We start from the raw sequence: 18,602 nt of genomic DNA, 5'->3' as shown, positions 1-18,602 counted from the left end.
AAGCACTTCTGCTCCACTTTTCATTTATAAATATTTTTAGAATCAATATCCAAAGATTTCTTCAAGACTTACTTCCTTGAACTCGCCCATCTTGTTCACAGATTCCATATTCAGGTTTTCTTTTTTCCCGATGATGGCCGTGTTATATTGTAATGGTTTGATCTCGGAATTATAAAAACTCGTCAATTCCGGCAATGTCAGTTTCTGGATCTCAGCATAGATATCTTTCCTCACATCATAATCGATTCCCAGTTTTTTAAGTGACAACTGGTTATAATAGATCACGGTTCTGTTGATCCTGTTAGATGCGATCTGCTTAAGAGCAGAACCTTTAGCATTCTCGAACTGAGCCGGGACTTGTGGGAAATCTGCCATCAGATCTGTCATTGCACTCACAGCCAAAGGTAATTTGTTAGCTTGCGTTCCGATATAGGTCGTTACATAATTCGGATGATTCTTCTCTGTTGCATTAGCATAAGAAACATAAGCTGAATAGGCCAAAGACTTACTTTCCCTGATCTCCTGGAAAACGATAGAAGATAAACCTCGTCCAAAATACTCATTGAAAACACTAGCCTTCCCGAAGTTGGCAACATTCACATCACCAGCTTTGGCGACCTTGGACATTTCCATCTGTACCATATCGTAAGGCGTAAAATATACTTTTCCGGCAGTTGCAGGTTCTGCGTACTCTTTAGCGGCCGCAGGTTGTAATTTCGTATTTACAATATATGGTTTCACTGCTTTTTCAAGTCCTTTCTGATCTTCTCCGTAAAGGAAAACCTCATAAGGATACTCGTTCAAGGTTTTGATTTTTGAGATCAGTTCGGTCACGTTGATGCTTTTCAGACGATCCTTGGGAATCACATCGGTAAGTCTGGAGTCTTTTCCGAATTTAGCATAATTAGCAAGCGCAGCCATGATCCTGTTCTTGTCTTTCTTTGCAACTTCTCTGGATTCAAGAATCGTATTTACAGTTTGGTCATAGATTGCCTGGTCTGCTTTTACATTATTGATCCAGTGGTTCATAAGTTCCACACCTTTCTTCATATTGCTTTCCAACCCGCTAAGTGCAATGATCATCTGATCATTCGATGTTTTGAATTGATTGGTGATCCCAAGTTTATAAAACTCTTCCTTCAATTGTTCCGGTGTATATTTGTCCGTTCCAAGATATTGAAGAACCGTTACGCCAAGCGCCAATTCTTTATCATTATCTGTCCCGAATGGGAATACATAATTCACCTGGGCCACTTCATTATATTTATTTTTAATGAAGCTTACTTTTTTGTCTTTTATCGTAGAAGTAGCTATCGCAGTTTTGAAATCAACGAACTCCGGTTTTATGTCTGAAGATTTTGTATTGATAATATCCTTCAGGAACTGGGATTGTGCTTCTCTGTTAAGTTTGATCGGTGTAATTCCGGGATTTTCTACCCGTACCAATTTATCATTTACTCCTTTTTCTTTATAAACGACAACATAATTGTCCTTGAAGAAATCATTCGCAAACTTCACAACATCCGCTTTGGTAATCGCTTCATATTGGTTTATTTCGTCCAGTTCCTGTTCCCAGGTTCTGTTGCCAATATAAGTCGAATATAATGTCGTTGCCAATCCGTCGGCCGTTTCCCAACGTTTCATTCTCTGAACTTTCAGATCGTTTACGATGGCATTCAGCATCCAGTCTGGGAATTGCCCTTTTTTCACCAGGTCAATTTGGTCCAATAACAATTTCTTAGCTTCATCAAAGCTTTGCCCTTCTTTAGGAACCACACTTAGAACAAAGGCTCCGTAAGTTTTAAAAGGCGATTCATACGCTCCGGCTCCCAATGTTTTTTGCTTTTGATTGATGTTAAGATCGATAAGACCTGCATCACCATTGTTGCTCAGTATTTCTGCTACCACATCTGCCAGTCTTGCTTCCTGAGTTCCGTTGGAATCCGTTCTCCAGGCCAAAGACATCCTAGGCGTAGATGGACTTTTCACAGTTCTGGAAACAATGCTTGTCATCGGTTCTTCAGAAACCATCTTTTTCATTGGCAACTCCTTGTATTTGAAAGTCCCGAAGTATTGATCGACCAGCTTGATCGTTTTATCAAAATCCAGGTCTCCGACCAAAACTAAGGCCATGTTATTGGGCACATAATAGGTATCGAAATATTTGTGGATCGCTACCATGGATGGATTTTTCAAATGTTCTGAAGTTCCGATCGTTGTTTGCTGTCCGTTCGGATGTTTTGGGAAAAGCGCTTCCATCATTGCATAATTGACAAGACGCCCGTCATTATCCTGAGCGCGGTTATATTCTTCATAAACCGCTTCCAGCTCTGTATGGAACAATCTCAATACCAATTCCGAGAAACGTTCCTTCTCTACTTTCAGCCACTTTTCCAGCTCATTGGATGGGATATTATTCTTATATACTGTCTCGTCCAGCCAAGTATGGGCATTGGTTCCGGTGGCTCCAAGGGAAGAGATCGCTTTATCATATTCGTTGGCGATCGCATATTTGGAAGCCTCCTGGGAAACTTCGTCAATTTTCTTGTAAAGCGCTTTTTTCTTTTCCGGATCTTTTTCTGCTTTATGCTGCTCATAAAGGTCGGAGATCTGTGCCAACAATGCTTTTTCCTTTGCCCAGTCCTGAGTTCCCAAGTGAGAAGTTCCCTTGAAAACCATATGTTCCAAATAGTGGGCAAGACCTGTATTATCACTTGGGTCATTGTTGGAGCCGGTTCTTACTGGGATATAAGTTTGAATCCTTGGTGCATCGTCGTTTTTAGCGAGATAAACCTTTAATCCGTTTTTCAGGGTATAAACTCTTACGCCCGACTGGTCATTTTTTACAGTCTCGTAAGTATAACCTTGTTTATCTGTTGAGGTTTGTGTTTCAAATTTCTGTGCCATTGCATTCATCATAAATAAGAGTGAAACTGAAATAAAAATTTTCTTCATATTATACTTTTATTTTTTTAATTTTTATTTTGGTGCGTAATTTACGTAACATTTTATTAGTTGCCAATTGTTGGCGATTGTTACTTTGGAATATGATGAAAAAAAGTAAGATTGGAATCTTTATTTTTCAGGTTTTGCTGGCGCGCGTGTCCCGCTAGAGTTTTCCGTTTTCTTTAAAGGGCAAGTAAGATGGTTACGCCATCTAAAAAAGCACCGCTGTAGATTTGATAGAGAACCGAGAGTTTGAGGAATCATTTATATCGTTTGTATGTGGACAATATTGATACAGCGAGAGGTTAGCAAAAAAGACAAACTTTCATTCAAGTCTGTCTTTTTTATTTTGAGATGATGTTCCGTATTTATTTAACCAAAACCGTGACGATCTTTTCGTCTTTGCCATCACCGTCTGTATCATCATAATCGGAAACAAACTGCAGTTCGTTATTGGTTCGGCTCACAATCTCCACATCCTCACCATCTATGACCAGTTTTTTGGCATTATGGTCATAAGAATAAGGCACTGTTACAAAGCCGTAGTTCTCGCAGTCCCCTTCTGCATTAGAATCATAGATGTGCGAAGTCATGGTATTATTGGTACTGAAATTAAAAGTACTAGCTTTGTAACAATCGGAATATGCAGTGTTTGAGATTGTCACGCCATTATTGCCAATTACAATCTTTCTTGATGGATTCCACGATCCAATTATAGAAAACTCCCGGGTTTCTTCTTCGTCTTTCGAGCATGAACCCAAAAGGAGACTTACTGAAAATATAGTAATTAAGGTTCTTCTTATCATTGGAATATTTTTTTCTGAATAAAATCTCATTGTTAAACACTATCCTATTTTGACCATCTCCAAAGCCTTTGGTAAAAAAGTATTAGGGAAGATCTGTCGGGCCTCATCGGTCATTACACTCAGGTCACTGTAACGGTTGGAGAAGTGTCCAAGGATCAGTTTTCCGACCTGCGCCTTCTTAGCGATAGTAGCAGCTTCCAAAGCAGTGGAATGGCCAGTGTATTGTGCCATTTCTTTCAAATTATCAAGGAAAGTGGATTCATGATAGAGCACATCTACTTTCTCAATGATGGGGATGATATCTTCCTTATATTTCGTATCACTACAGAATGCATAAGAAACTGAAGGTTTTGGGTCTGTCGTCAATAGAGCATTCTCGATTACTTTACCATCTTCTGAAACAAAATCTTTCCCTAAACGGAGATTCTGGAAATCACAGATCTCTATCTCTTTATGTTTGGAGATCTCATTCATATTCAGATGGCGTTCCTTCGGTTTTTCCTTAAAAAGATAACCGTTGCAATAGATCCGGTGATTCAATGGGATCGTATATACCTCCACCCTTTTATCTTCGTAGATCTTTACAGATTCTTTGCCTTCTAGTTCATGATAGATGACCTCAAAACCTTTGTAAGTTTCTGTGATCTCAAAAATGGTATCCATCATTTTTTTGATGCCTTTTGGACCATAGATATTCAAAGGTGTCTTTCTTCCCAATAATCGGAAAGAGGCCACCAATCCAGGTAGACCAAAACAATGGTCACCATGAAGATGGGAAATGAAAATATGATTGATCTTTGAAAATCGCACTTTTGCCTTGCGCATCTGCACTTGTGTCCCTTCACCACAATCTATGAGAAAATGACGCTCTTCCATTTCCAAAAACTGAGAAGTTGGAGAAGAATTAATAGTAGGAATTGCTGAGTTGAATCCCAAAATTGTAAGATATGTGCTCAATTTTCTTTTATGTATTGAAAATTAAAAGGCTAAATATACGAAAACATCATAAAAATCACAAGACACCCCCTCTGGAATTAAGAAATTCGATAAATAACTTCAACGCTTCACTTCTGTGGCTGATCTTGTTCTTTTCTTCAGGCAGCATTTCCGCAAATGTCAAATTATAATCGTCCGGAACAAAAATGGGATCATAACCAAACCCGTCTGCTCCAAACACTTCTTTGGTCAAATTACCATAGACCCGACCTTCGAAATAATGCTCGCCATCTTGGTCCTTGAAGCAAAGCACCGTAATGAAATAAGCCCTTCTGTTCGGTTCGTCCTTCATCTCTTCCAAAACTTTCTCGATATTCTTTTGGAAATTGTGATTACCTGCATAGCGTGCCGAGAAGATGCCTGGTCTGCCATTAAGAGCTTCCACTACGAGACCACTATCATCCCCTATGCTTGGTTTACCTGTTTTCTCGAAGCAATATTTGGCTTTTATGAGAGCATTTTCAGCAAAGGTATTTCCATCTTCGATAATCTCGTCATTCAAATTATAATCTGAGAGACTCGTTACAATATATTCTGACCCGAGGATCTGCTGTATCTCTTCTTTTTTATGTAAATTATGTGTCGCTATAAGGATTTCCATTTTTAGAAATTAGATTTTTTAATATTGAATTGCTCGCAGCCCGACCTGAGTGGAGCTCTTTTTCTTTTTTATCAAAAAAGAAAAAAGCGGGAACGGAGGGCGGAAATAGCTGCCATAAATTTAATCTTTATAAATAATGTTCTTATGGATGGCGAAAAAGTAAAATGGAACGGCGAAGATCACTATTCCCATTACTAGCACCAACTCTTTGTTAAGATGTGTCAAATCCGAGAATGTTTCTGAATCTGAGTACAACATCATCATTGCTGAAACCAGATTATTGAATGCGTGAAGCAAAATCGACATCAGCAACGACTTGGTTTTGTAATACACCAAACCTAATACCAAACCAAGTAAAAATGCACCTGCAAATTGCCAGGGATTGAAATGTACCAAGCCAAAAATGAAAGCCGAGATAACGATCGCCGTGACCGGTTTGACATTATTATTGACCATTCCCTTCATAATGATGCCCCGGAAAAGGATCTCTTCCAAAATCGGAGCGAGTATAACGGTCATTATGAGTAACGAAACTGGATCTTCAGCAAGTTTTTCGAATTGCTCTGAGTACATTTTGTAAATCTCTCCCAGCAAATCGCCTGTCGTGGGAATGAGTTGTGTGGTGTAATCCGCAACCAGCATCATCCCGAACATCATCGGAAATATCAAAAGATAAACCCGAAATGGTTTGGTGGAGAAATCGAAATTGAGCTTCCGTCCATCTTTTCTAACGATAAAGAAATCAAAGAAAAGAATAGGAACCACCATTGTTGCCATATACATAAAAATGTTGAAAATACCGGTATCAGTGACATCTTTGCCCAATAATGAAGACAAGCCCAAGCCAATCGCATAAGCAACCGATTGGCCAATGAAAAGTCCAACTACCAATAAAATCCCTACAAAAAAATCGACTTTGTAATTTTGTTCTTCCATTATTTCAGTTCTTTCATATAGATTAGAGGTTCTGACCGGAAAGTTACATCTTCCGGGTGGAATATCTTGAAATAATCCCTCAAAACCAGATCACATCTTACAACACCCGATTCAAAATAATCATTTGCGTTGTCTTTCTCTCTGTTATTGATCATATATAGCTTTCCTGAAACGAAGACTTTCATCTTGCTGTAATTTTGGTTGAGCATCAATAATTCTTTTTTGTTCTGATGCGGACTGATATTGATCCAATAATCTGCATTTTCAGATTTCAAAAAAACTTCTTCAAAGCTCAACGGGACAGAAGCTGATTCCTTGTTGTCTTTCAGAATATAATTTCCGCCGGCATCATTGATCAATCTTGAAACAAAGGAATTTCCGCCTGGCAAAAACCATTGGCTTCCATACATCTCGTTGCAGAGAATGTTTGGTTTATTAACGGTTTTAGAAGCCAGGTTTTGAATCTTTTTATAATTGTCTTCTATACTTTGATAAACTTTCTCCGCTTTCTCTTCCGCTCCAAATAACTTTCCGAAAAGCAAAAGATATTTTGATTTTTGTAATGGATCTTGCTCTAGAAATTCATCCAAGAAAATCAATTCGATCCCGTTTTTCTTCAAGATGTCATAAGTATTGGCAAAGTTGGGAACGTAATTGGTAAAAATAACATCCGGTTTGTTGGAAAGGATTTTTTCTATGTCGTATTTCTGTTCGTTACCGATGTTTAGTATCTTATTTTCGGTGATCAACTGATGGATTTTTTCCGAGAAAATATATTCGGGACTGGAAACGCCTGTGATTTTATTTTCCAAATTTAATTCAGAAAAATAGCCGATCAAGCTTGAATTCAGCAACATTGCTTTCCGGAAAGGTAATTTATCCTTTGAAATAACATTTTTGAATTTTCCCGAGGTCAAAGTCAGGTAATCTGCATTTTCAATATAATTAACTCGTGATGAGATGGTTATACTGTCATTTGATTTTTGGACGTTTTCTTTTTTGCAGGAAATTGAAAAGAGAAATAAAATTAAGAGTAAAAAAATGCGTTTCATCTTCCAAAGAAAGCAAAAAAGTCCTATATTTGCAAACCGAAAAACGGCCTCGTGGCGCAACTGAATAGCGCATCTGATTACGGCTCAGAAGGTTACAGGTTTGAATCCTGTCGAGGTCACACACAGACAAATGGCGTCATCTGTATCCAGCTGACGCCATTTTTAATTTCCAATTTATTAGTATCAATAGCTTTTTAACTTTTTAGTCAACAAGCACCTCGTAAGAATCGGACCTATTATCAGGTTTCATACGCAGTACGAATACGCTTGCACACAGAAACAAAACGCCGGTCAAAACAATGACATAAGATGGATTTTCACCCAAAAAAGTTTTGTAAATAAATCCGAAAGAAACAGTCTGTATCAGCATTGGTATTACAATCATCATATTGATAACGCCCATATAAACTCCTCTCTTCTTCGGTGGAATCGATGGAGAAACCATTGAATAAGGCAATCCCATCATGGATGCCCAGCCTATACCTAAAGCAACCATTGGAAGCAGGATAAGGTATTCGTTCTTGATGAATGGCAATGTCATTATCCCTAATCCCGTGATGCAAAGACAGAAAATATAGGTATTTTTAGAAGTGAATTTTTTAGCAAAAGGCACAAGCAACAAGGCAGAAATCATCGTTATGATATTGTAGGAACCGTTCATCAGCCCGGTTTGTCCCACAGCTACTTCTACCATATGAAGCACGTTTTTTGCCCAGGACATATCTTTTTCTGCCACGGGAACTCCGCTCTTCGCCAGCGCAATGATTTTGCCTGCCTTTTGCTCATCGTTTTCAGAAATTCCATAAAGTGACCACTTGAGCATTGGCGTTATGAACTGCCAGTAGCAGAAAAGCGCATACCACTGGAACATATATACCAAAGCCAGCTGCCAAAGTAATTTCGGCATATCGCGTATTGCAGAAAAGATTTCGATAAATGGTGTAAAAAAGTGACTTTCTTCCTTTGATTTTCTGAGTTCTTCCAGCTCTTCGTCAGATGGTGGAATCTCAGGTGTTTTGTAAACCGACCATACCACTGATGAAATAGAACAAAAAGACCCCAGAAAGAAAGAATAATAGACCCAAACAGGAATCCCCCCGCCGGAAGCATTGCCGCCAAGATATTTCTGAAAAATAAACAAGGACAGGTTAGCAAGTGTAATCCCGGCTCCTACAAACAAGCTCTGCATCTGAAACCCAAAAGTCTGCTGTTCCTGCGGGAGTTTGTCTGCAATGAAAGCACGGTAAGGCTCCATCGCCGTATTATTGGCGGCATCCAGAATCCAAAGCAATCCGACTGCCATCCAAATAGCGGAACTGAAAGGAAACAAAAACAAAGCGATACTGCAAAATATAGCTCCCAAAAGAAAAAATGGTTTTCGGCGTCCCCATTTCGGACTCCAGGTTTTGTCGCTGATGGCACCAATTAATGGCTGAATCAGCAATCCTGTAATAGGACCGGCAAGATTTAGAATTGGAAGCTGCTCTGCGTGCGCCCCGAGAAAAGTATATATCGGGTTCACCGCGGTCTGTTGCAATCCAAAACTGTATTGTATGCCGAAAAAGCCTACATTCATATTCCAGATTTGCCAAAAACTTAGATGCGGGATTATTTTTTTTGTTATCATAATTTATTTTCCTTTGTGAGAATCAACAGGGTAAAGCACAATTAAATACATCATTTATTTCAGCAAGAGCTCATAATTCTTTCCAAGAACCAGGTCTGATTTTGCTTTGAATTGTTTAATAATCTGATGTTCTATTTCCAGCACGTTTTCTACAAAATCACTCTTTTCATCACGGTTTCTGCTCATCCTGTTTTCGTAAGTGTCTTTGTAATTTCTGTCGATGAAAATTTTAAAATCAAAATCATCAATCTCCAGAATGTACGTTCCTTCTACGATAAGAACTTTGTAATCTGCTGCATCTATCTTTTCATTTGCAATTCTGTTCTCTTTGTAGTGTACCAGATGTTTTTCTATTACTGTTTTCCCGTTTTTAAACTCGGAAATATTTTGGAAAAGCTTTGCTAAATCGACTTCCTGCATTCCTACATTCTCTATCGATTTTAAACGATTTTCGTGATTGCTTTTTGGTGGAAGTTTAAAATAATCATCCATCTGCCACACCATACTTTTAATATCATTTTCATTTAAAATCTTTTGAAGTGCAAAAGCGGTTACCGATTTACCGCTGCCACTTTCCCCTGCTATTCCTATGGTGAGTTTGTGTTTACTTTTTAATGGCAATTTTGTGTTCAGTATTTCAAATATTTCTTTACCTATTGCCAGATGACTCTCTTTAAGTTCTATTATATCTCCAATCATTTTATTCTTTCTTAATTTATTAATTCTATTTTTCCATGGTCATCATCAGATATCCTGAAGCCGAAAAGCACAATTGCTCTGTTCCCAGAGGCAGGAGTTTATCGGTGGAATAATATTCCCTGAAATGAAAGCCTTTTTCCTGCATCAACTGTTCGTACTGAAAAATTATCTTTCCAGGGATTTCCGCCAATCCTTTTCTCTTAAGTGCCAAACAAAGCCAACCCAGAAATATAGGCCAGGAACCACCATTGTGGAAATGGTGCGGCTCGTTTTTAAAGCTATAACTGTAGTTGTTTTCCAAAAGTTTCCAGTCGTAATCGCCTGGATAAATCACGGGATAAAACACAGGAAGCATCCAGTGTTCGAATTGTGTATGCAGGTCTTCCAAAAATCCTGTAAAAGCTTCAAAATCTAATTCAAAATCCAGGAGAATCGCCAAAGCATTTCCTGCCATATCAAAACGGGTGTCGTAACCATTAGCGTTCAATGATGCCCATAAATAAGGTTTGGACTCGGTTTTGGAGTAGGCTGTTTCGTGGTATTTTGGAGAATCAGATTCGGTTTTATAAAAGTTATCCTGGATTAAGGTTTTAATAGTCGTGGCCTGATTTTTCAGTTCCTCATTTTGATATAATCCTGCTGCATTTTTTACCGCCCAATATCGTAATACATTGTCGTACAAAGTGTATCCGGAAGTTACATATTCGTCTGCCCAGTTTCCGCCAAGCGGACTGTATAACAAACCCCTCTGATTGTATTCCCAGGTTTTGAGACAGAATAATGCTTTGAAAATTTTGTCTTCCAACTGTTGTTTTAGCTCTGCTTTTTGGTAAATTTTTAAATATTCACAGGTAACAACAATCCACCAGGTGGTGGCATCTGTTCTGCCGACATGCGTTCCATAGCTCGCTTTTCCGTTCACGACATTGGACGGAATCTGTCCGTTTTCTGCCTGATGTTTGGCAAGCGTGAGAATTGATTGCTCCAGGCCTGCAAGAATCTCTTCATCATTGGCCAAAATCCCGGCATAACCTGTCATCATCGAGTCTCTTGCCCAAACTCTGGCATAGTTGTCCCTTTGCTGTGCGGATGCTAAAATCCCTTCTTCTGTAATCGCTTTCCTGATGATGTTTAAGGCTTCTTCTTTAAACATTTTAAATTGGTTTGTTCATTAATATTATTCAAAAGGAGTTCATCAAATTGACTTTGCTCTTTCGAAATTATGTTGAATATCATTATTGTCCGTTGAAAAATACAAATGAATCGAATAGCTGAATGTTAATAAGATAAAACGACAGGTCGCTCCTCCGGAGCTTTGTTTTTTATCGGCTTAATTTTTTCTATTAACAGCAGGTCTCTCTGAGACCAGATACAGCTCCGATAGGAGCAAAACTGTTAATAGTAAGTTTTTTTCAAGCAATTAAAGCTCCGGAGGAGCGACCTGTTTATGATATCTATTTTCATCGGACATAATTTTTATTTTGTTGATAGGATTTTATCCTATCCTTTAAATCGTTCCTTTGGGACTCTGCCCTTTTAACAATACGACAATTTAGGTTGCACACCTACCGCGTGCTTTTTTCCAAATAGTTTTTTTGTCTACACAGATATTGCTCCTACGGAGCAAAAAAATCACCTGCTGACTCCTATTTTACCCCGAGCCGAAACCCGGGGCTATTGATAGGAGACTCCACAGAGCTTTTTTATAATCAATTATTTATAAATCAAATTTCACGCTTACACTGTAGCTTGCTCCCGGAAGTGTTCTCGCTCTCACGATTCCGTTTCCGCCGGCAATTGAACCTTCTTCTGCTTCTGTCACTGCAATGGTATTGAAAATATTGTTAGCATTCAAACTTACGGAAAGGTTTTTGAGCACCTGATAAGAAACATACGGATTTACAATTGCATAGCCTGGCATTACCAATTTATTGTTATCCTGGGTGAAGGCTTTGGTAGCACCAATCAGGTAGAATCCTACATTGAACTTGTTTGCATTGAAATTAGGATTCACGGAATACATCAATTTCGGCGTTCTTCTCGGCATATTTCCGATGATAGTCGGGTCTATGGCATTTTTGATTTCTGCGTGGGTATAAGTAAGACCGGCTTTCACATCCAATCCCTGAGTGATTTTGTAATACCCGTCCAATTCTACCCCGAAAGACTGGTATTTATTTTCAGTTTTTTTCTGAGTTGTAGCTTCGTAATTGGCCTCTTTGGTTCCGGCATAGAACAAAGTGGTATTAAGGAAATATCCTGAACCTCTTAATTTATAACCTGCTTCTACCTGATTAACCTTATTTACTTTCACAGCATCCAAAGCCGGGTCATCATTATTGGTATAATTGTAACCGGAGAACAGGATTCTGTCCGCAGATGCGCTTCCGCCCTGGCTTACTCTTGCGAAAACCGCATTTTTGTTGTTCAAAGCATAGTTCGCGCCCACTGAATATCCGAAAATTCCGTATCTGTAATTTACTGGAACATTAATATTATCATTGGAGCCAACCATTTGTTCAGGAATGTCAATCACGCCGTTTCCGTTCATATCACGGCTGGTATAAGTTACCGTTGCTCCTGAAAAATAGCCGGTTACTTTTCCAATATCATATCTTGCGCCTGCATCGATGGTTAATTTGTCTGTTGCGTTGATTTCCACCTGAGCATGCGGAGCGGTAATATCATATTTGGTGTTGTAGTCTCTTTTCAGGTTGCCCCAGTCTTTCATTCCGTAGTTAAGCAAACCGTTGTCGGTAATGTACTGTCCTGCAGTGTTTTTCACATCAACTAATCTTGCGTTTTTATCGCTGACTTCCTGCAGATAGTTGTTCCACATCCATGACATATTAATGTTCTGGGAAGATTTGTACAATCCTGCGTTAAACTTCACAATATCCCATTTTTTGCTGATATTGAAATCATTTACAAAATTATTGAAGTTGTTCAGCTTTACATTGAAAAGAGCGATTTTCATATAATTCGCATTCATATCAACCGGCGTGTTGGTTCCTGCATAAACTGCACTTCCGAAATTTGCAAAATTAGCCGTATTGAAGAAGTCGCTTCCTTTGCTCACGCTTGCCGGAAAAGGTGCTACAAACTGTCCGCCATTGGCTGCATACCTGATTTTTTCTTCCAATTTCCAACCTTCGCCAAGGTTATAATTGAATTCTGCACCAATAACTTTTGACAAAGAATGCATCCCGTCTGAAACATCAGTATTAAAAATATTACCGTCATTACCCAAAGTTCTGTCGTGCTGCAGGTTGATGGTTTGCAGAGCTCCCGTAAGAATGTTGTAGTTAGGCAGTGAAGACCATTTCGGGTCAGCATCCGTACCTGTAACGCTAACAGGCATTGGCATATAAGCTGCAGTTCTGTCGTCCAGGAATTTGGCATACACGCGGAAGCTTCCTTTTTCAAATTTTTTAAGGAAAGAAAGTCTGAACTGGCCGCCGTTATTGGAATTGAATCCTGTTTTTCTTGGTCCGTCCCCAATTCTGTAGAAGCCTCCTACTGCCATATAAGTATCATCGCCTATTTTGGTTCCGTAATCGAAATCGGTCCTGTAGTTTTTGTAGTTAAGTCCCATCTGCTGGGTAATGCTTCCGCCTTCTTTCTCACCGGTCTTGGTAATAAAGTTGATAATCCCGGCCGGAGAGTTGCTGGCAAATACAGAAGCCGAACCTCCTCTAAGTGCCTCAACTCTTGAAACAAACGAGTCAAATCTTGTAAACTGGTCCTGGGTTCCGAAAGCGATATCACCAAACTGCATTACCGGAAGACCATCTTCCTGAATCAGCAAATATCTTGAGCCGCCGGCTGAAACAGGAACCCCTCTCACGGTAATGTTAGAATTACCTTCCCCACCTGAAGATTCTGAACGGATTCCCGGAATGGTACGGAAAATCTCTGCGGTAGTTCTTGGAGCTGCATTTTCTATATCTTTCATTTTTAATGTAGAGATAGAAGTACTGGTCTTGATGGATGCTTTAGGATTGGAGTTTCCTGTAATCACTACTTCGTCGATTGTTTTATCTCTTGATACCGTGTCATTTACAGTACTCTGCGAAAACATAAAGGCCGCAGTGTTCATCGCACCGAAAACCAATAATTTGGTAAACATTTTTGATTCCATATCTTTATGAGGTTTTTGTTATGGGTTAAAAGTATTTTTTTTAGGATGTCAAAAATGCAGTTTGAATGGAATATTAAGCCTATGTTAATTTCAACCGATTGCGCAAACGGTTGCGGTTAATAACAAAATTTTAATTTAACTTTCCATTAACTTTTACAATGAATTATTTAACAAATTTTAACTATTTAAACAATCAAAATCATTACTAAATTATCCCAAAAATATACTCTATTAACTCAAAATGAAAAGAATCACCATAAAAGACATTGCAAAGATGCTCAATATCAGCACGTCAACGGTATCCAGAGCACTTAAAAACCACCCGGACATCAGCACATCTGTAAAACAGCGTGTAAAGGAGGTTGCAGATACTTTTAACTATGTTCCGAATGACTTCGCCATCAACTTCCGGAAAAAATCATCCAAGGTCATTGGCCTTATCATCCCAGAAATTTCAATGTTCTTCATACCTTCCATTATCAAAGGGATTTCCTCCGTTCTACATTCGGAAGGCTATAACTTTTTTGTGCTTTCTTCCGAAGAATCTCTGGGAATGGAAGAGGAAAATCTACTTACCTGTATCAACTCAAGGGTGGATGGCATCCTTATTTCTCTCAGCAGGCAGACAAAGGACCTCAGCCATTTCAATAAAATCAAAGAGCTGGAACTTCCTTTGGTCATTTTCGACAAGACCATTCCGCAAAGTTCATTTGAAGAGGTGATATTTGATAACAGGCTCTATGCACAAACCGCCGCCAATAAGCTAATAGAAGCTGGCTGCAAAAATATTATTGCTATTTTCGGCGATGAGAATCTGGAAATATCACAAACCCGTAAAAATCATTTTTCAGAGGTTATCGATAAGCACAAAGACGTAAAGTGCAAGGTCATCTATTGCAATTCCGCCGATATGGTAAAGGAGAAAATGAGTATCATTCTAGATTATGAAGATTTCGACGGTTACTTTGTAATGAGCGATGAGACTCTTGCCGGACTACACAGTTCCCTCGTCAACAAAAAAACGGCTTCCTCAAAAGCCAAGGTTGTAGCTATTACAGAAGGTATTCTCCCAAAATACCTGGACGACTCCTATGAATGTATCATCAACGACGGTTTCGAAATGGGGAAAACGGCTGCAATGAAACTATTGACAATCATTAAAAAGCAGTCTTCTTAAAATTTACAATTAACTGTACGAGATAGAATATTTAAAGTACCGATCTTATTATTGTACACTTAAACAAAAACTGAGTTATAGGCAAGTATTACTAGAATTTTAAACTATATATTTCAATGTATTTTAATTCTAAATGACTTTTATGATAAGGAGATATTATTATCTATTTACACAGATCATATCATAAAAACAGATTTTTTTTCTTCAGTCTTTACTCTTAAAAATCTAAACTTATAGGTGTGAGGCTTTTTTAAAAAGCTCAATAACCATATTTCCTTTACAATTATTTAATGATAGCATAAAATCCGTCTCAACAGTAAGCTATATTTTTGACCATTTAAAATGGAGAAGATATACTATTCATTTCTGATTTTTGCCAGCATATTGCTATCTGCTCAAAAACCTGTGCAAATTGCTTTCCTTTCGGATATTCATTTTCAGGATTTATATGGTCGATTTTCTGATAATGATTTTAGTGGAATTTTAAACCCAAGAACTGGAAGATCAACTATTTTGAGGACTATGGATTCTCAATTGCATTCAACCAGAATATTTAATGAAAATTATTTCGCTTTTCTCAGAGCTTTGGATGATATTGCATCAAGAGGAATCAAAATCGTTGCAATGCCTGGTGATTTTTCTGATGATGGACAAGCATATAATTTACATGGATTACATCAAATTCTTGAGCGGTATCAATTGAAATATGGAATAAAATTTTACCTGACGACGGGAAATCACGACCCGGTGGGACCTCTACACAAGGAGTCAGGGAAAGATGATTTTCTTGGAGAGGACGGTAAACAACTTGGTATCTACAGCAACGGAAAAATCGGAAAGTCAACATCAAAGATCATCACAAAAGATATCGCAGAATCTGGCTACGTGGAGATTTTGAATGAGCTGAAAGATTTTGGCTTTTATCCCAAGAAAGATGACCTCTATTGGAGTACACCCTTTGATCAAAATTGTTTTCAGGATTACTCTCATGACAAAGCTTTGGAATCTGCAACTTATTCAAAAAGAATGTATGAAGTTTCTAAAGGTTTTTTTGTTCCGGATCTGAGCTACGTTGTAGAACCTGTTAAAGATGTCTGGATGATTGCGATTGATGGCAATACCTATATTCCAAAAAACACAAATGGAGAATCGGATGACCCTTCAAATTACAATGGTGCCAGCATCGGATATAATAATGTTTTGACCAATAAGAAACATCTGATCAATTGGGTAAAAAAAATCGCTGACGATGCCAAGAAAAACCACAAAATCCTGATTGCCTTTACGCATTATCCAATGGTTGATTTTAATGATGGTGCAACAGAAAAAATAAAAGATTTGTTGGGTGATGAAAAATGGCAGTTGGAACGTGTTCCTGAAGAAACTGTTGCGAAAGTCTTTACTGATGCTGGTTTACAGATTCATTTTGCTGGACATATGCATATTAATGATACGGGAATCAGAAAATTTGGCGACAAAATGCTGGTGAATGTTCAAGTGCCTTCATTGGCAGCGTATCTTCCGGCCTATAAAATACTGACCATCAATTCTGCAGATAAAATGGAAGTTCAGACCATAGTGCTGAATGATGTCCCTCATTACGATGATCTTTTCCCATTGTACATAAAAGAATATAGAGCCTTAAAGAAAAGTGATAACAAAACCCTTTGGAATAAAGACATCCTCAAAACAAAATCCTACCACGACTTTATGCTTTTTCATCTAAAAGAACTGGTGCGTCTGCGAATGATTCCTAATGATTGGCCTAAAGATCTTATGGAAAAAGCAGCAAAACTAAATGGCGAAGACCTATTGTTCTTATCTCTTGACCTAAGTGGCAATGAGGCAAAAAAATATTTAAAACAAAAAGCTATTAAATCGAAGAAATTCAAAAATTGGGCGTTTGAAGATCTGATTTTGGATCTATATAAGTTTCAATCTGCTGATGAATTGGCTAGAAAAGACATTTCAAAAATGAGATTACAGCAGTATCAGATATTGGAAAAACTTTTTGAAGTTAATAAATCGCAGGATTCTTTTATCATTCAATTAAGGTCTGTATTCAGAATATTGACTCTCTTATCAAATGGAGATCCTTCTGATCATTTCGAAATTGATCTGGGAAAACAGACTTTGAATCGAATTAAAGATTAGGTCAAAACAAGAAATGGCCATCAAAACATGACGGCCTTCTCCTTATAAATCTAATTGATAATGTTTTATTTTGAGTTGACCGGATTCATTCTTTCGTAAGTACCGTTGTCAAAACTGATTCTGTAACCGGATTTGAAAAGCCGGCTTGGGTAATAATAGTCAGTTGTAATGATCTGCGCACCACTCTTCTTTGCTTTTTCGAATCTTGAATAATCCTCATTTCTCGCTTCCATTGTATCGGCATCGGCACGCGTGCGGACGATATAACCTTTTTTCACAAGATCCTCTATTGTAGAACTGTCTTTTTGAGGCTCATTCATAAGCAAAATGGCAGATTCAGGCGATCCGGGTTTAGAGTTAGTGAATATGATCCTGCCTTTCAATGATGGATGGTCCTTGGCATACAGGTCTCTGTTCTCGCTGTTGTTGTCCAAAACAAAGACAAATTTTCCCTTGGCGTCCTTTACTTTTGGCCAATTTTTGTTTAAGACAGCCTCATTCAGGGTTTTATACGATCCTTTGATTTCATCCGGTGTGATGATCTTATCTTTTCCCAGATATGTTTTCAGTTCGTTGTCCAGGTCATCAAAAAGCTTTGATGTATAATGTTCAGGTTCTGTTCCAAATCTGTTGGCTTGACCGTCTTTTGGTTCCAAAGTGATAAAAACCGGGTTGTGGTCGGGATGTGCATCTGACCATTTTCTCAGGTCCTTTAAGCAGTCTTCCAGTGTATAATACCAGGTCTGATAATCGATATCGGTAATATGGATCATTTTAAACCCCGGCTTTTTCATTTTCCCTTCCGGATCAAACGGTCGGGTGGTCTTTACAAGGTCCAAGATTTTAGGATGCGCATATTTCCCGCCTTTGCTGTCTGCATAAACGTCGATCTCAAGATTTCGAAGTCCAAGGTCCAATTGTTCCGGAATAGGAATGTGCTCATATTGGATCCTGGGCAAAAAGTTCATCGAATCTTTTTTGGAGAGATAATTATAAACTTCGGGCAGGATTGCCTTTTTGTAAGAATTGTGTGAACCGATCACTTGTATTTCATTGATCTTCAGGTCATCAAGTTTTTGAGATTGTGACCATAATAGATTCATAGATGACAAATACAGGGCCACGAAAACTGCCTTCTTCATTGTTTTGTTTGATTTTATGAAGGCGAAATTAGAAACTCTAGATCTATTGAAGTTAATCGATTACGTTAAGTCTCTTTTAAAAATTTGTGAACGACGAAAAACGCGTGCGTATAATTTATTTTCAATTAATAATATTCCGTTTTGAACAAGTTTATTCTGTTATAAATTATTTATTTTAACATAATATTCTGTTAAACTAAATTCCATTCAAAGCAATTTACTTTGTATTCCGAAATGAAAATTAAACGTTTGCTTTAAAATAAAAACCACTGTTGCGGGAACAACAGCGGCTTTTTATCAAGCAATGCAATCTCTAACAATTACT

The 18,602-nt window shown here is 38.2% G+C and carries 13 protein-coding genes and 1 tRNA gene; 3 read left to right on the top strand and 11 right to left on the bottom strand.

Features of this window, described 5'->3' with window-relative positions; all coding sequences use genetic code 11:
• Positions 1 to 42: 42 nt before the first annotated feature.
• The 6 genes from K319_RS0101775 to K319_RS0101750 all read right to left on the bottom strand — a co-directional run bounded on the left by K319_RS0101775 (position 43) and on the right by K319_RS0101750 (position 7,337).
• Positions 43 to 2,955, bottom strand: coding sequence for a M16 family metallopeptidase (locus K319_RS0101775; RefSeq protein ID WP_051230353.1), 2,913 nt, complete (start codon positions 2,953 to 2,955; stop codon positions 43 to 45).
• Positions 2,956 to 3,314: 359 nt separating this feature from the next.
• Positions 3,315 to 3,752, bottom strand: a complete 438-nt coding sequence (locus K319_RS0101770) for a lipocalin family protein (protein WP_169712643.1) — start codon at positions 3,750 to 3,752, stop codon at positions 3,315 to 3,317.
• Between the two features lie 39 nt (positions 3,753 to 3,791).
• Positions 3,792 to 4,709 (bottom strand): ribonuclease Z, encoded by a 918-nt coding sequence (locus K319_RS0101765; protein ID WP_027382045.1) that lies wholly within the window; start codon positions 4,707 to 4,709, stop codon positions 3,792 to 3,794.
• A gap of 55 nt (positions 4,710 to 4,764) precedes the next feature.
• Positions 4,765 to 5,349: an RdgB/HAM1 family non-canonical purine NTP pyrophosphatase gene (gene rdgB / locus K319_RS0101760; RefSeq protein ID WP_027382044.1), complete on the bottom strand. Its 585-nt coding sequence runs from the start codon at positions 5,347 to 5,349 to the stop codon at positions 4,765 to 4,767.
• Positions 5,350 to 5,469: 120 nt separating this feature from the next.
• On the bottom strand, positions 5,470 to 6,285 hold the full coding sequence (locus K319_RS0101755; RefSeq protein WP_034671244.1) for a CPBP family intramembrane glutamic endopeptidase: 816 nt from the start codon (positions 6,283 to 6,285) through the stop codon (positions 5,470 to 5,472).
• Positions 6,285 to 7,337, bottom strand: a complete 1,053-nt coding sequence (locus tag K319_RS0101750) for an ABC transporter substrate-binding protein (RefSeq protein WP_027382042.1) — start codon at positions 7,335 to 7,337, stop codon at positions 6,285 to 6,287. The genes K319_RS0101755 and K319_RS0101750 overlap by 1 nt, the downstream gene beginning before the upstream one ends.
• A 45-nt stretch (positions 7,338 to 7,382) precedes the next feature.
• Here K319_RS0101750 and K319_RS0101745 point away from each other — a divergent pair.
• Positions 7,383 to 7,456, top strand: a tRNA-Arg gene (locus K319_RS0101745).
• Positions 7,457 to 7,539: 83 nt separating this feature from the next.
• Here K319_RS0101745 and K319_RS0101740 read toward each other — a convergent pair.
• The 4 genes from K319_RS0101740 to K319_RS0101725 all read right to left on the bottom strand — a co-directional run bounded on the left by K319_RS0101740 (position 7,540) and on the right by K319_RS0101725 (position 13,792).
• Positions 7,540 to 8,964, bottom strand: coding sequence for an MFS transporter (locus K319_RS0101740; protein ID WP_034671242.1), 1,425 nt, complete (start codon positions 8,962 to 8,964; stop codon positions 7,540 to 7,542).
• Between the two features lie 54 nt (positions 8,965 to 9,018).
• Complete coding sequence (locus K319_RS0101735; RefSeq protein ID WP_027382040.1) at positions 9,019 to 9,663, bottom strand: uridine kinase family protein; 645 nt, start codon at positions 9,661 to 9,663, stop codon at positions 9,019 to 9,021.
• A 25-nt stretch (positions 9,664 to 9,688) separates the two neighbouring features.
• Positions 9,689 to 10,816, bottom strand: a complete 1,128-nt coding sequence (locus K319_RS19655) for a glycoside hydrolase 100 family protein (RefSeq protein WP_051230351.1) — start codon at positions 10,814 to 10,816, stop codon at positions 9,689 to 9,691.
• A gap of 564 nt (positions 10,817 to 11,380) precedes the next feature.
• Positions 11,381 to 13,792 (bottom strand): TonB-dependent receptor, encoded by a 2,412-nt coding sequence (locus tag K319_RS0101725; protein WP_027382039.1) that lies wholly within the window; start codon positions 13,790 to 13,792, stop codon positions 11,381 to 11,383.
• Positions 13,793 to 14,045: 253 nt separating this feature from the next.
• Between K319_RS0101725 and K319_RS20875 the strand changes: the two genes are divergently transcribed.
• Positions 14,046 to 14,981: a LacI family DNA-binding transcriptional regulator gene (locus K319_RS20875; RefSeq protein ID WP_051230347.1), complete on the top strand. Its 936-nt coding sequence runs from the start codon at positions 14,046 to 14,048 to the stop codon at positions 14,979 to 14,981.
• A 342-nt stretch (positions 14,982 to 15,323) separates the two neighbouring features.
• Complete coding sequence (locus K319_RS0101715; protein ID WP_027382038.1) at positions 15,324 to 17,135, top strand: metallophosphoesterase family protein; 1,812 nt, start codon at positions 15,324 to 15,326, stop codon at positions 17,133 to 17,135.
• Between the two features lie 65 nt (positions 17,136 to 17,200).
• Here K319_RS0101715 and K319_RS0101710 read toward each other — a convergent pair whose 3' ends face one another.
• On the bottom strand, positions 17,201 to 18,277 hold the full coding sequence (locus K319_RS0101710) for a phosphatidylinositol-specific phospholipase C1-like protein (RefSeq protein WP_027382037.1): 1,077 nt from the start codon (positions 18,275 to 18,277) through the stop codon (positions 17,201 to 17,203).
• Between the last annotated feature and the right edge of the window lie 325 nt (positions 18,278 to 18,602).

The organism is Epilithonimonas caeni DSM 17710 (assembly GCF_000426465.1).
In the GTDB taxonomy this organism is placed as follows: domain Bacteria; phylum Bacteroidota; class Bacteroidia; order Flavobacteriales; family Weeksellaceae; genus Epilithonimonas; species Epilithonimonas caeni.
The sequence above is the reverse complement of the archived record's forward strand: the minus strand, read 5'-3'. Positions and strand labels throughout refer to the sequence as shown.